Genomic DNA, 14,164 nt, shown 5'->3' with positions numbered 1-14,164 from the left:
TTTCGAAAGGAGATCGAATGGAACGTTCACCCGTTCGTACAACCATTCAGGCGGAATCGGGGATTCCCTTTCGTCTGGTGTATGCAGATACCAAGTCCCCCCAGAACGAGTTGCCGGATCATCTTCATGACTGGCATGAAATTATTTATGTATACCGGGGTCAGGGCACCATTTTCATTGATACCGGTCTTGAGGACATGCAGGAGGGCGATTTGTTCATCATTCCTGGCAGCACGGTACATCGCGCATTGCCGGATGCCGGGAATCCGGTGACTTCGTCGGCCTTGTTCTTCAGTCCAGGATTACTGGCCTCCACAGCGGGAGGCAATGCGTCAGCCATGCTCTCTCTATTTGAACGCTGCCGCAAACGCAGGGTGTACAAGAGGCATCTGCAGGCCAAGGAGCAAGCCCAGGTTGCCGCGTTAATTGACGACATTCATGCAGAATTCCAGTTAGAACATCACCTGAGTGCCCACGCCGCTCTGCTGCGGTTGCAACTCTTACTTATTTATCTGGAGCGATTGGAGGCAGTTGGTCCTGCAAGTCCTGCCAGAAGTGTTCCTGGACCAGGCTGGCTCTCCTCTACGCTGACTCATATGGATGAAGAGCTGCGCAGTGGCCTTTCCTTGCCGGAACTGGCACGGCAGGCGGCCGTATCCCCGGCGCACTTCAGCCGTGCGTTCAAAAGGTATACCGGCATGACGCTAACTGACTATGCATTGGCCCGCCGGGTCATTATGGCGAAAGAGCACCTTCTTCGAAGTGATGAGACGATGGCCGTTGTTGCCGATGCCTGCGGCTTTGAGAGCCTGCCCCATTTTTATCGTCAATTCAAGAAACTGACGGGTACCACACCCGCTGCTTACCGTAAAACCATGAAGAGTCAGGATCAAACGTGATTGTCACGACATCCTGAAATGTAGAGATTTGTCTGTGTGTAACATATTCTTCCATACTATTCGTGTGGTATGTTATAATACTGAATTACAATGTCGGAAACGATGCGTTTCTGCTGCCAGAGGAGCCTTACATCCCATGTTAAACGAATTGAATCGCAGAAATATCGGCATCTTCGCACACGTCGATGCAGGGAAAACAACAACAACAGAACATATGTTATTTCAAAGCGGTGTCGTACGTAGTCCAGGTCGCGTAGATGACGGAACAACAGCCACAGACTCTCTGGATATTGAAAAGGAACGAGGCATTTCCGTGCAGGCGGCTATGACCTCTTTGATCTGGAAAGATACGATTATCGATCTGATTGATACTCCGGGACATATCGATTTCAGCTCTGAGGTAGAACGATCCCTGCGTGTTATGGACGGAGCCGTTCTGATTGTGTCCGCCGTGGAAGGGGTTCAATCCCAAAGCGAGACCATCTGGCATGCTCTCCGCTCTCTTGGAATTCCTACCCTGATTTATATTAACAAAATGGATCGGGTTGGCGCCTCTGCTGAGACGGTTATCGATCAGATCCGCTCCAGTCTCTCTCTCTTCGTATGCGAGATCCAATCCTTTTGTATCAATGAAGATGTGTTCGAGGGCATTGACTCCTTATGGAATGAGAGCCAAACGCAAGTGAAGGGTTCTTCTTCATCTATCCCCGGCCTTTTTGAATTACTGGCCGAACTCGACGAAGATCTGATGGAAGCCTACATTAATGGTGAAACGCTGCCTGTTGACCAGCTAGATGCAGCATTTCGCAAACAAGTGCATCAGGGAGAAGTGTTCCCCATTTGTTATGGTGCTTCTGGCAAAGGGATCGGCGTAACTGAGCTGCTGGATGCCATCATCGAATTTCTTCCTGCACCTGCACAGCCTCAAGAACCTTCAGTATCCGGGGTTGTATTCAAAATTGAACGGGATAAAACGATGGGCCGTACAGCCTATGTTCGTATGTATGGTGGCAGCGTGCATAATCGGGATACGATCTATAACTCCACTCGGAAGCTGGAAGAGAAAGTGACACAGATTCGCCGAATGGATGGTCGGAAATGGGCGGATACCGGTGCTGTTCATGCCGGACAGATCGCCGCACTGTACGGACTAAGCGAAACCCATGTTGGTGATATTATTGGCAGCCCCGAAGGTGTGCCTCCTGTACCCCAGCTGGCTGTTCCCTTGTTGACTGTGCAGGTCCATGGTAAAGACACGGCTCGTTATCCTGACCTTGTAGCAGCATTGCAAGAGCTGACGGATGAAGATCCCCTGCTCGATTTGCAATGGTTACCTGATGAACGGGAACTGCATCTTAAAGTAATGGGAACCATTCAGCTTGAGATTCTGTCCAGCCTGTTGATGAGTCGCTTCGGACTGGATGTCGTATTCGACCCGCCATCCGTCATCTATAAGGAAACTCCTCGTTCTTCTGGGGAAGGCTTCATCGCGTATACGATGCCCAAGCCCTGCTGGGCCATTCTTCGATTCAGCATTGAGCCATTGCCGCGTGGCAGCGGTCTGGTCTACTCATCCACCGTCCGCACGGATCATCTCCTGCTTCGTTATCAGAATGAAGTGGAGCGCCGCATTCCCGAAGCGCTATCTCAGGGGTTGTTGGGATGGGAAGTTACCGACCTGCGCATCACGCTAATTGAAGGAGAGCACCATGTCTGGCATACCCATCCACTGGATTTTGTGGTAGCCACGCCGATGGGGATCATGGACGGATTGGCAAGCACCGGTACAACCCTGCTGGAACCCATTCTGAATTTTCGGTTAACCGTCCCTGAGGAGTACGGTGGCAAAGCGCTCAGTGATCTGGTACATATGAGGGCAACCTTTGAAGCGCCGATCATCGGAGGCGGACGATGTATCGTTGAAGGACGTATGCCTCTGGCAAGCTCCATGGATTATCCTGTGAAGCTGCGTTCAGAGACGAGCGGACGCGGGGTGCTCACGACTTCTTTTGCCGGGTATCAGGATTGTCCTTCGGAGGTGACCCATACGCGGAAACGCAGAGGAGTTAACCCGCTGGACCAATCCAAATATATTTTAAGTGTTCGAAATGCGATTACATCATAATTGGAGTTGACTTTGTCGTGCTGATTAAATTTCTAATCTTTGGCCTGCTGTGGCGGATTGTAGGCAATCCGTTCTTGGCTGTTCTTATTTTCCTCATTATTCTGTATTTCCTGGATCGTCGCTATGTTGGGGTGATGCCAAGCTTCATGAAGCCACTTAAACGTATGCGTAACATCTCACGGCTCCGGCAACAGCTTGCCATGAGTCCGAATGAAGTCTCTTCCAAGCTGGATCTGGCACGTCTGTTGATTGAACGCAAACGTTATAGCGAAGCTCATGCCTTGCTGCTGGAACTGGAACGTCCTTACGAGCAATCAGCCGAATACTGGGAGGAGCTGGGCACAACTGAGCTTCATCTGGGCCAAACGGAAGAAGGAGAGCGTCATATTTTGCAGGCACTGGATATTAATCCAAGGGTGAAATATGGACGTCCTTATCTGACACTTGCAGGTGCATTCAAGGATACTCACCGGGACAAAGCGCTGGCATACGTTCAGCAATTCCAGGAGATTCATTCCTCATCCAGTGAAGCGTATTATCTGCTCGGCTCGGTGTACCGCTCCCTTGGACGTACTGCTGATGCAAAGCAAGCCTACGAGCAATCACTTAACGTGTATCGCTCCCTGCCAAAATATAAGAAGCGCCAGGAGCGTCGCTGGGCTGTACGCAGCTGGTTCCGCAAGCGTGGACTGTAAAGCTGTTTGGTTACGTTAAATTGAGCATTGAATTCGACGTCGTGAATTTGAAATGTACGCATCCATCCATTCATTCATGATAAACGATTTCACCAAATAAAAAGTGCACTGATTCTTGCCTCAAGGCATAAATCAGTGCACTTTTGTTATACATCCACATGTTGCAGAGCTAAATCAGCAGCTCACGTAGCCGTTCCTCATTACCTTTCATCCAGTCCACCCGTTCTCTCAGCTTCCTGATTTGCTGCACAGCCACTTCAGGCTCATCTGTACCTTCGAACAACCGACTGATAAAATGCATCACCACATCCAGACTTCGAAGCAAAATAAGCGCTGGAATCACGCTCAGCTCCTCTGGTTCCAGGTTGACCTGTTGCCTGAATCCCTGGATTAGTCCCTCCAAAGCCTCCCACATCCATGCCTGCTCCTTGTCCATCGTCAGAAGGTCAGACATGGGCACAGCTAGCTCCATTACCCGCAGATCCCATGTGGCAAATTCAAAATCCAAAATGGCACATATGATATCCTGAGAGTCTACCAATACATTGGATGCATTCAAATCCCCATGGACCAGTTGATGTGGCAAAAGCTCCATGCCTCGCAGCGTATTGAATAAGTCTGGCAATACAACCTTCAGCTTCTGCAAGTCATCCGCACATGCCATCAGCGTATCCAGGGGTGAGATGCACAGTTGTAACAGTTTCTCCGGTGAACAGAGCGGGTAAGCTTCCTGAATCTGATAATAGGGCGGATAAACGGGAGCCAGGGATATGGGAAGGTGCGCCATAACGGAAGACAGCATGCCAGCCGCCCTGCCCAGCCCACTCAGCTGATCGGGTGTATTCCACACGGGATTATGGCCCTCACGATAATGGAACAACGTCACGATTTTGCTCCGGCCCGAGGAACGATCCTGCACAGCAAGAAATGTTGCATGCTTCTCATCAGGAAGGCTAACGGGCGCAGGCACATCAAGCTCAAACTCTGAACGTGACAAGGCAGACAGCACCTCGTGTTCAAAAGCAATTTTCATTTGATCATTATGCGTTTCATACTGCCTCAGCACGTAACATTCTTCGTCTACATCTACCATGAAGGTAGAGTTGTTCATGCCTCCCTTTCCACGCTGAGCTTTCCAATTGGACGTGAAGCCATATGAGGATAAAACTGTGGATATGAGCTGCTGTTCTGAATCGTTTAGGGAACCTGAATCGATGATGTGCACCAAAAATAACTCCTTTATCTCACGTAATACAACCTCTATATGTCCTCATCTTAACGGAAGTATTTCTTTCGGTCTAGTCAGCTTCGAGGTAATAGTCATTATAAGCTTCACTGCCTGCTGATCAGGCAAATGGATAGTATCCTGTACGATTCAATTGTTCTGCAATCACGCGATAGCCTTTTGCATTTGGATGAACCCTGTCCCAAAATAATAGTTCACGTTCACGCCCTTCAAACCGGTCATAGACCTGAGCACAGGCATAGTTCCCCGATCCTGCACCATTCAGAAAGGAATTATATTGCCGCACCCAGTATGCAGCTTCTGCCGCTTGCGGATACGGGTTGTACAACCCAATCGTACGGACCATATATACACTGTTTCCTTTCAACTGCCGGATGTGCCTCATAATCTGTGACACGTTACTGCGAGTATCCCCAAGCACCTGTGTCATCTTACTTGCATTCGGGATCCCGCCGCTCGCTTTGAATGTACGGATCAGATCATTCCCACCAATCGACAACGTAATAATATCCGCCTCACGCAGCGATTGCCGTACTCTTGGATTGTTGGATATCATCTGCAGCATTTCCCCTGACGTAAGTCCATTCACTCCCAAATTATCCATCGATACAAACGTACGCACATTCATTTCTGCCATTCTCCGATATAAAGGAACAAAGCCGGTGCCCAGCAGCGCTCCTGTACCTACCGTTAATGAATCTCCTATAGCCACATATCGATATACCATCCCGCCGCCCCTCTCTGCTGTGTTATAAACTACTCCATATACAATTCCTATATATCGTATGAGAGGAACGGAGACAAGGCGCGGGATGGTGTCCGTAGGCATACACATTTATTTGTTCGTTTCACCAATGTTTTGCACAAAACCATACAAAAAACCCGCCGGGAATCCAGCGGGGCTGTTCATATATCATTTGATTACATACCTATGTTACGATCCGAATCAACGGAATCTGCCTGTTCCTTGTTCGGGAATGGCCACCAGTTGGCACGGCCAAACATTTTCACCATTACAGGAACGAAGAATGGCAGGAACAACAGAGAATACAAGATCAGTCCGCTGAGTACAACCGTCGCAATCTGCATCATCGAAAGAACTCCCGATGGATACATTGCGGCAAAGGTTCCACTCAGAATGACGGCTGCAGACAGGATAACCGTACCCATGTTTTTCATGGCATATAGCATGGCATCCTGTACTCTCATGCCTTTGTTCTCATTGAAACGGTCCATCAGGAAGATGCTGTAATCCACACCCAGTGCAATCAGCATGACAAAGCCGAAGAACGGTGTAACCCAGCTGATACCCGAGAACCCAAGTATATTCACAAAGATCGCTTCAGTCAGGGCCATGGATGTGAAATAAGCCAGCAACAACGAGACAATCAGATACAGCGGCATAATAACCGAACGGAGCAGCAGGACCAGAATGATAAACGTTCCTGCAAGCATCAGCATAACTGTGCGTGTGTAGTCGTTGTTGGAGACTTCCTGCAGATCTGCAAATGTACTGGTTACCCCGCCAATTGCAATATCCGCTTTTTCAAGTGCACTACCCTGTACGGCACGATGTACAGCAGCTTCGATATCCGGCACACGATCAATCGCTTCAGTTCCATATGGATTCTCGGCAAAAATAACGTCAATTGTCATCGTTTTCCGATCTTTGGACAGATACGTATCGAATACTTGTGTGAAGTCCTTACTATTCAGTGCTTCTTCAGGAACATACCAGCCTGCCAGATCGGAATCAGGAGAGTTTTGCAATTGTGTCAGGTAGTCCTGTGCTGAATCGAGTCCACCTGATACCTGTTCGATTCCATCTACACTCTGATTAAGACCATCTGTCAATTGAGTCAGTTGACCACTCAGATCCGAGAAGCCTTGCTGAATTTTCTCCTGACCCCCCTGAAGCTGACCAAGTCCATTCTGGATTGAAGGAATTTCACTAATCACTTTACCTTGACCGTCAGCGGCCTGTTTGAGACCGGATTGTAACTGACTGATTCCCGTCACAATCTGACCCAGACCATCGGCAAGTGCCTTCTGTCCGGATGCTGCGGACGCAAAGCCAACGTTCGCCTGATTGATTCCAGCCGCGGCTTCGCCCAGCTTGGTTTGAATTTGACCTAAACCTTGAGCGAGCTGTGCCGTGCCGGTACCTGTTTCACCGAGGGTTCCTTTGACCCGCTGATAATCGGCATCTTGCAGCAACTCAGGATAGCGCTCTTCAAGCGCTGTGAACGATTCATTCAAGCTGGTCAACGCTGTAGATACACCTTTGAGCTGTTGTTGCAGTTCACCTACAACATCACCCAGTGCAGCTACACCTGCTCCTGCCTGACGATAGGCTTGAAGCAGCTGATTGTTTGCCTGTGCAAGTTGATCCGCACTCGTTTTGGCTTTCTGCAGACCTGCTTTTAGATCACCGGCGCCCGAGGAGCCGTCACGAATCCCTTTTTCAATCTGCTGAAGTCCTTCCGACAACTGTGTAATACCAGACTGCAATTGGGAAGTACCTTTGGTCAGTTCTCCAGCCCCATCCGCAGCTTCTTTAAGTTGGGGTTCATTTTTGCTTAACTGACTGCTGGCTTCGCTCAGACCATCACGGATTTTATCCAGACCCGTTTTACCTTCGCCCAAACCATCAGACAATGTGCCTACTTGTTGTGTCACTTCAAAATCTTTGATCTCATCACCGGTTGGACGTGTCATACTGCGGACACCAGAGATCCCTGGCACCTTCTCCACTTCCCGGCTGATCTTTTCGGCGAGCGCCATATATTTGGCATTATCCATGGCTTCATCATTCTGGATAACGACCTGACCCGGCAAGGATTCACCAGGACCGAAGCTGTCGGAAATGATATTGAATGCTTTGACCGAATCATATTTCTCACCAATCTCATCAAGACTGTTAAACGACAATTTGCCGTCGTAAGTTGCCAGCAATGGCACACATACCGCTGCAACGATGAGCAGGGCTGCCCATGGACGTTTTAGGGAGAAACGACCGGCTGCACCATAAATCTTGCTCTCGGCATGCTCCAGTGAACCCTTGGAAGGCCAGAACAGCCTTTTGCCCAGCACTGCCATGAAAAATGGAACAATCGTGACTAATGCCAGCATCATCACGGCAATACCAACAGCAACTGCTACCGCGGAACGATATAACATAAACTGTGCAAAACCAATGGCAATGAATCCAACCAGCACGGCGAGTGCGGAGAAGAATACCGTTTTGCCTGCAGTTCGATAAGTAGCAATAATGGCATCCCACGTATTTTCATGATGAGCCAATTCTTCCTTGAACCGGCTAATCAACAGGATGCAATAGTCCGTACCGATCCCGAACATGACTGCCACCATAAAGATCTGCGTAAACGTCGATATAGGGAAGTCTAGTCCGTCCACAAGGAACGCAACAATCTGCTGTGAAACAATGTAGCTGATCCCCACCGTAAGCAGTGGAACAAATGGAGCGACAAAAGAACGGAATACAAGGAACAGGATGAGCAAAATAAATACTACGGTAATGTACTCCGATTTTTTGAGTCCTTCTTGGGAACTTTCCACCGTATCCTCATCAATTAAGCCTTTACCGGTTATGTAATGCTCCACATTGACCGATGACAAAGCTTCATTGAGATCTTCGCGCATTTCCTTGACTGTACGATCTCCCTGATCAATGGAAAGCGACGTTAGGATCGTCTTGCCATCGGCAGAGATCATTTTGTCTGATAATTCTGGTTGAGAGAACGGTTCCAGTATGGACAGAATGCCCAGTTTCTCTTTTTCGGCCTCCAGTTTCTTAACGGCCTGTTCTGCCTCTTCTTTACCCTCGGCACCCAAACCATCCGGATTATAAAATACAAGAGCCAACTGGCTGCCCTGCTGCTCTCCCTTTTGTGCTGCGGCTTCTTCCAGAATCGCCGCTGCCTGGGTGGAAGAGTGTCCTTCAGGAACCGAAAACTGTCCCTTTTCCCGAATCAATTCACTCATGTTAGGGGCGGTGAACATTAATACGGCGGCCACAACAACCCATAGCCCCATCAACCACCATCGCGCTTTCAAAATCGTTCTCATTCGTTCTCCTGTCCTCCTTCATGCGTTAGCAGAGCAGCAAGCTTCTCAAAAGATTCAATGAAATTCTGAACCTCTTCCGGTTTGAAATGGACCAAATACGGTTCCAGAAGCTGCTGTATTTCCTGTTCCGTTTCCCTGTATACTTCCCGTCCATTGTCCGTCAGGGTCAAATAAACAACTCTGCGGTCGCGCTCATCCCCGGCCCGATGGACCAGATCCCGATCCACCAACTTGTTGACCAGAGCAGTGATACTGCTCTTGCCTACACACAGAAGTTCTGCGAGATCAGAGGGCGTACACAACGGTTTCTCCTCGATCATACGAAGTGCACAGAACTGATCTGTGGTAATGGTTTGGCCCAGGCGTTCACGTATCTGGGTATCAAACCGTTTGGTTACCAGGAAAGAAGCATCCAAATAGCGGTTAACCAAACTTCTAGCATCCGGTGTGTTCATTCTTCATTCTCCTTCCCTAAAAATATAGTTCACTCATAGAACTATTCTTCAATGAAACTATTCTATAATGAAACTATATTGCAAAGCAATACGTTTTTCCTATTTTTATTAAACAAACGACAAAAAAACAGGACGTCCGACTCAGCTGCTTCGCCAAATCCAACATCCTGTTATGATTATGCTCTCTTTACGTTACACAGTAGTAGACAGTTACTAGTCTTCGCCTTGCTCCTCGTCCTTCTCCAATACACAGCGGAAGCGCTCCACACCCGGATACAGCTCACCCAGGCTGTACACTACGAATCCCGTATTTCGATAAAACTCTACCGCTTCCACATCGGTCTCTGCGATCAGTCTGTCGGGGTTATATTTGGCCAGCACCTGTGAAATCATGCCACGACCATAATTTTTAAAACGGTTCTCAGGCAGGACAGCGATGTGATGAATAGTGATCTCACTCGTTCCTGTACTTTCATATCCAATCAGACCGATCAGCTGGCCTTCGTCTTCATAACCGTCCAAATGCAGCTCGTCCTTATTAACATACTGTTGTAACGCACGATTCAGGTGATCCGGGTCGGGAAAGACCGAGTAGGACAACAGCTCCTGCACTTCCGGCTCCTGTATGCGTGATTTCAATTGAATTAACACCCTGATTCCTCCTATAACTTGCTTGATTCCGTTATCGTATTGTAGTCGTTAGCCTTTAAAAGTTCAAGTCATATGCAGTTTCAGCTCCGATTGGAGATCAGACGTGATACCTTCAGGCACCTGAATTCCTGCCAAATGATATGCATCCAGCAGCGCACCTCCGACTGCCGGCACATGGCTGGTAATGTAATGAATCTGTTGTCCACCCGGTTTATAGGCTGCATCCAGCCCCTTTCGAACGGCCTCCACCATATAAGGTGTACTCAGACAACTTCCTGTTAGCGTCATGCGCACCTGCTGATCTTTAAAACACGATGCAAGCATGAGAATACCCACAACGGCCGTATCCGCTGCTGAATCACATACTCTGACCGCAAGGGGAATATTTTCGGCTGCTGCTTCGGTAACTAAAGGAGCCATTTGACCAAATATCCGATTGATGGCCTGTCTATTTTCAGCAAAACCTGATACGCCCAGTGCAGCAAGCTCCGGAATCGAAGTTACATTCCAATAGGCTAATATCTGTTCGATCCAGGGTTGATCCTGCGGAACATAACGTCCCGCAAGGATGGAATGCACCGCGTCATAAGCCAAAAAGCGAGCTGCTGTTGGCGCATAGTGGCCGAACTGGTCATTGCGGAGCCAGATCCCTTGTTCCGTTTTACCCAGAATCAGAGAACCTGTGCCTCCAATAGCTACAATGCCCGGCTCACCGCCAAAAGCTGCCGTATGTGCAATATGCGTGTCATTTACTGCGCTGATTCTGCCTAATATACCGGTTTGGGCGAGTAACGCTTCAGCCCAGACTGTATCTTCAGGCCGATCCAGGCCTGCCATCCCCGCCTGAATGGAAGCAATCTTCTTCACTTCTAACCCAGCTCCGCGAATGGCTTCAGCAATGCCCTCCAATACATTCTGCTCTGCATTGGCATCATGATAGCGGTTGCAACCGCCTTTTTGCACATAAGTCAAAACCTTTCCGTTCTCATCGGCCAATGCCACACGTGTATGGCTTCCCCCACCATCCATCCCAATCACATATGTACTCATTCTGATCCCCCATGTTCTGGTGTGATGATGTTCCCTGTCCCATGACGCTTCTTGTGATGTTCCTATTAAGCTACTGAGTAATACGAACTGCCGGGACCTTACTACGCGATCCCGGCAGGCTGCTACTGCTTCTGTGCAGCGAAACGAAGCAGTTCACAACGGAACTGTGTCGGTTCATCATATTTTTCCTCTTCGATCGTCTGTGTTACATGTTCCTGAAGCAGAATGTTCCAATTAGCATAAGCCTTCTCCAGTAATGCGATAGCTTCAGCTGTGGGCAGATTCAACTCAATCAACGGCTCAATCTCCCGACCTGTGTTGATTTCCTTTTCCTCTACACTCGTACTCATCGTGATACAATGGATGCCGCCTGTACGAGTTCCCACTTGCAAACGTTCAATAGCCTCCACTAAGGCTTGTTTATTTGAAACATGTTCCAGGCAAGAGCAAGCAGCAATATAATCAAAATGATCCGGCTTGACAGCGTAATGCTCAACATCCGCCTTCTCTACTTGCACGATATGATCAACCTGATATTCTTTCGCATATTTGCGAAGTCCATCTACAGCCTCATCCAGCAAATCCACCCCGATAACTTCACTGTTCGTTTGCCCGAGACGCTGTGCAATGGGTATCGTATGTCTGCCTACACCACATCCCAAATCAAGAACTCGCAGTTCCGTCTTATGGGCAAGTAGACGCTCAAGCATGTCCATAACCATAGGCATGGGCCTCGCCATCCAGGTACCGGATGCAAATAATTCATTATTCTGATAGAAGTTGAAATGGTAACCTGCCTCTGCTTTCCGTGCAGCCTCAAATTGTTCATTTCCCATAAAAGCACCTCCATAGCTTAGATGTTAATCGTCAATGTCCCCGAACCTGCAAACAGAATAATGGTGAGAATAACCATCACTACAAATGCCCCGGTGACGAGCAATTTACCTGTATCCTGCTTATACGTATTGTCATTAAATAACATCACGCCGCCAATGGTCATGGCTACCGGAGGGAGAAACAGTGTCAACAGAACAAGCAACACAATCGAATATCGATCCAATATTACTTCGTCATTTTCAATCATGTAGGGTTGTTCAGGCTGAACCGTTTTGGTAGTAACCAGATTGCCGCAGGATTTGCATTTGAACTCATCTTCTGCCATTTTTTCATGACAATACGAACAAACTCTAGGTGTATAGGGCATCTCGCACCTCCCCTTAAGTACATCTTCTACTTAATACCCAGGATGCTTAATTGGAATCAGATGAATGCTGCTGGTTCTTGGTCAAAAAGGACTCAAGTACCTGCTCGTATCGGGTACGATCCACTTGAAACGCTGTTCCATGACCCGCACGGGGAATTGTCAACAGTTCCTTTTCTGTCGGACAAGCTTCATATAGTCTGTAAACCATTTCCGTCGGTACAAACGAATCTGCCTCACCATGAATAAAAAGAACAGGAACTTGAACTTTGGCGAGTTGATTTAGTGCCGATGCCTCCCCAAAGAAATAGCCTGCCTTCCATTTAGAGATAAGACTGGTAACGGGAATAAACGGAAATGCAGGCAGCTTGTATAGCTGTTTGAGCTGGAAGGTCAGCTCCTCCTTCACGGAGGTATAAGCGCAATCCGATACGATGGCCTTTACCTGATCAGGGAGAGCTTCACCACCTGTCATCAATACTGTAGCGCCTCCCATCGAAATTCCATGCAAAATGATCTCCGTCTCCGTACCGAGCTTGCCCAGAACCCAATGGACCCATTGAACATAATCTTTACGGTCCAGCCAGCCGAATCCGATGATATTGCCCTCACTTTGGCCATGACCCCGATCATCCGGCATGAGCACGTTGTAGCCCATCTTTTCAGCATAAAAGCGCGCAAAACCTGCCATCTCTCTGCCTTTTCCCGAATAACCATGAGCCAGGATAACTGTTGGTTGCTGCGATCCCCTGCGGGAAGGAAGCCATGTTCCATGCAGCTTTAATCCGTCATGGGATTCAACATATATATCTTTGGTTGGCTGCGTATCAAGCCACGTCAAGTCAGACGCACTGCTTATTATTTCGTTATCCGGTTCGGGCATCAGATTCGGATTGTCAACCAGAAATGATTTTGGAGCACGCCGAATGGCGGTTTTGAAGAAGTAAAGTCCACCTAACCATAGTAAGGCAAGAACGATCAGCACCAGAACGGCAAGGCTGTATAATAACATGAACATTTCCCTCTCTTTCAGTCGATCTTCCACGTGAAACATGTATGTATACTATCTATCGTTTCGTAATTTCTCCGGACAAAGATGCTTGTTGCCACTTCTGAATCACGTTGTTTAGAGCTTCAAGCGTGAAGGGTTTACCAATAAAATCATCCATTCCGGCTTCAAAACATTTCTCTTTCTCTCCATCCATAACATTTCCTGTCATCGCAATAATCGGAATGGGATGCCACAACTTATCCTGTTCTATGGCTCTGATATGGCGTGTCGCCTCCAGTCCGTCCATTACAGGCATCATGTTATCCATCAGGATCATACTATATTTATTGCTGAGAAAAGCCTCGCTAGCCTCTTCCCCATTAGAGACGGCATCCACCTGCGTCATGCCCAGCTTTTTGAGTTGCATTTGCACAACTTGCCGATTTATGACGTTATCGTCTGCCAGCAAGATTGATATCGGAAGAGATGTACGATTCTGCTCCTGGTTCTCCTTGCCGTGAACCATCTGATTGGATAACGATTCATTCGTTCTGTGCGATGATTTCATCTCGCCATGTTCATTAGAATTAGACATCACATGATCACTCTCCTAATCGCGAATTAAGCCCTACTGCTTATACGAAGGCCTCACTCAATCTTTTGCAGCAACTTCAACAGCCTCGATCGTCCCCGTTCAAATACAACCTATTTATTCATTATACATGAACGACGAATGGCATACATTCATATAAAAAAACTGAC

At 48.1% G+C, this 14,164-nt stretch carries 13 protein-coding genes; 3 read left to right on the top strand and 10 right to left on the bottom strand.

Annotation, left to right across the window (positions count from 1 at the left end):
- Window positions 1-17 precede the first annotated feature (17 nt).
- The 3 genes from ACDJ58_RS09490 (at window position 18) to ACDJ58_RS09480 (ending at window position 3,719) form a co-directional block, all read left to right on the top strand.
- A complete protein-coding gene (locus ACDJ58_RS09490; RefSeq protein WP_413377372.1) occupies window positions 18-899 on the top strand; it encodes a helix-turn-helix domain-containing protein in 882 nt (293 codons plus the stop codon).
- Window positions 900-1,035: 136 nt separating this feature from the next.
- Window positions 1,036-3,024, top strand: coding sequence for a GTP-binding protein (locus ACDJ58_RS09485; protein ID WP_413377370.1), 1,989 nt, complete (start codon window positions 1,036-1,038; stop codon window positions 3,022-3,024).
- A 17-nt stretch (window positions 3,025-3,041) separates the two neighbouring features.
- Window positions 3,042-3,719, top strand: coding sequence for a tetratricopeptide repeat protein (locus tag ACDJ58_RS09480; protein WP_413377368.1), 678 nt, complete (start codon window positions 3,042-3,044; stop codon window positions 3,717-3,719).
- Window positions 3,720-3,888: 169 nt separating this feature from the next.
- On the opposite strand, the gene ACDJ58_RS09475 is transcribed toward ACDJ58_RS09480, so the two are convergent.
- From ACDJ58_RS09475 to ACDJ58_RS09430, 10 genes are all read right to left on the bottom strand, one after another.
- Complete coding sequence (locus ACDJ58_RS09475; protein WP_413377366.1) at window positions 3,889-4,944, bottom strand: phosphotransferase; 1,056 nt, start codon at window positions 4,942-4,944, stop codon at window positions 3,889-3,891.
- Window positions 4,945-5,065: 121 nt separating this feature from the next.
- The gene (locus ACDJ58_RS09470; protein WP_113052683.1) at window positions 5,066-5,692 is read right to left on the bottom strand and encodes a GDSL-type esterase/lipase family protein; all 627 of its coding nucleotides are present in this window, start codon (window positions 5,690-5,692) and stop codon (window positions 5,066-5,068) included.
- 194 nt (window positions 5,693-5,886) lie between these two features.
- The gene (locus tag ACDJ58_RS09465) at window positions 5,887-9,054 is read right to left on the bottom strand and encodes an MMPL family transporter (protein ID WP_413377364.1); all 3,168 of its coding nucleotides are present in this window, start codon (window positions 9,052-9,054) and stop codon (window positions 5,887-5,889) included.
- Window positions 9,051-9,509 (bottom strand): MarR family winged helix-turn-helix transcriptional regulator, encoded by a 459-nt coding sequence (locus tag ACDJ58_RS09460; protein ID WP_063564696.1) that lies wholly within the window; start codon window positions 9,507-9,509, stop codon window positions 9,051-9,053. Before ACDJ58_RS09460 ends, ACDJ58_RS09465 begins: the two co-directional genes overlap by 4 nt.
- Window positions 9,510-9,722: 213 nt before the next feature.
- On the bottom strand, window positions 9,723-10,160 hold the full coding sequence (locus ACDJ58_RS09455) for a GNAT family N-acetyltransferase (RefSeq protein ID WP_413377362.1): 438 nt from the start codon (window positions 10,158-10,160) through the stop codon (window positions 9,723-9,725).
- A gap of 63 nt (window positions 10,161-10,223) precedes the next feature.
- The gene (locus ACDJ58_RS09450) at window positions 10,224-11,210 is read right to left on the bottom strand and encodes an N-acetylglucosamine kinase (protein ID WP_413377360.1); all 987 of its coding nucleotides are present in this window, start codon (window positions 11,208-11,210) and stop codon (window positions 10,224-10,226) included.
- Window positions 11,211-11,332: 122 nt separating this feature from the next.
- Window positions 11,333-12,046, bottom strand: coding sequence for a class I SAM-dependent methyltransferase (locus ACDJ58_RS09445; RefSeq protein WP_413377358.1), 714 nt, complete (start codon window positions 12,044-12,046; stop codon window positions 11,333-11,335).
- A gap of 17 nt (window positions 12,047-12,063) precedes the next feature.
- Window positions 12,064-12,414 (bottom strand): hypothetical protein, encoded by a 351-nt coding sequence (locus tag ACDJ58_RS09440; RefSeq protein WP_413377356.1) that lies wholly within the window; start codon window positions 12,412-12,414, stop codon window positions 12,064-12,066.
- A gap of 46 nt (window positions 12,415-12,460) precedes the next feature.
- Window positions 12,461-13,423 (bottom strand): alpha/beta hydrolase, encoded by a 963-nt coding sequence (locus tag ACDJ58_RS09435; RefSeq protein ID WP_413377354.1) that lies wholly within the window; start codon window positions 13,421-13,423, stop codon window positions 12,461-12,463.
- Window positions 13,424-13,478: 55 nt separating this feature from the next.
- Window positions 13,479-13,997, bottom strand: a complete 519-nt coding sequence (locus tag ACDJ58_RS09430) for a response regulator (RefSeq protein WP_413377352.1) — start codon at window positions 13,995-13,997, stop codon at window positions 13,479-13,481.
- Between the last annotated feature and the right edge of the window lie 167 nt (window positions 13,998-14,164).

This window comes from Paenibacillus taichungensis (assembly GCF_047302525.1).
GTDB lineage: Bacteria > Bacillota > Bacilli > Paenibacillales > Paenibacillaceae > Paenibacillus > Paenibacillus taichungensis_B.
This window is presented reverse-complemented; position numbering and strand designations above follow the sequence as displayed.

What these genes read in the sequence shown, in the direction of transcription:
- ACDJ58_RS09490 (WP_413377372.1), top strand. Translation starts at nt 18, where the DNA reads ATGGAACGTTCACCCGTTCGTACAACCATTCAGGCGGAATCGGGGATT.
- ACDJ58_RS09485 (WP_413377370.1), top strand. Translation starts at nt 1,036, where the DNA reads ATGTTAAACGAATTGAATCGCAGAAATATCGGCATCTTCGCACACGTC.
- ACDJ58_RS09470 (WP_113052683.1), bottom strand. Translation starts at nt 5,692, where the DNA reads ATGGTATATCGATATGTGGCTATAGGAGATTCATTAACGGTAGGTACA.
- ACDJ58_RS09465 (WP_413377364.1), bottom strand. Translation starts at nt 9,054, where the DNA reads ATGAGAACGATTTTGAAAGCGCGATGGTGGTTGATGGGGCTATGGGTT.
- ACDJ58_RS09460 (WP_063564696.1), bottom strand. Translation starts at nt 9,509, where the DNA reads ATGAACACACCGGATGCTAGAAGTTTGGTTAACCGCTATTTGGATGCT.
- ACDJ58_RS09450 (WP_413377360.1), bottom strand. Translation starts at nt 11,210, where the DNA reads ATGAGTACATATGTGATTGGGATGGATGGTGGGGGAAGCCATACACGT.
- ACDJ58_RS09445 (WP_413377358.1), bottom strand. Translation starts at nt 12,046, where the DNA reads ATGGGAAATGAACAATTTGAGGCTGCACGGAAAGCAGAGGCAGGTTAC.
- ACDJ58_RS09440 (WP_413377356.1), bottom strand. Translation starts at nt 12,414, where the DNA reads ATGCCCTATACACCTAGAGTTTGTTCGTATTGTCATGAAAAAATGGCA.
- ACDJ58_RS09435 (WP_413377354.1), bottom strand. Translation starts at nt 13,423, where the DNA reads ATGTTATTATACAGCCTTGCCGTTCTGGTGCTGATCGTTCTTGCCTTA.
- ACDJ58_RS09430 (WP_413377352.1), bottom strand. Translation starts at nt 13,997, where the DNA reads ATGTCTAATTCTAATGAACATGGCGAGATGAAATCATCGCACAGAACG.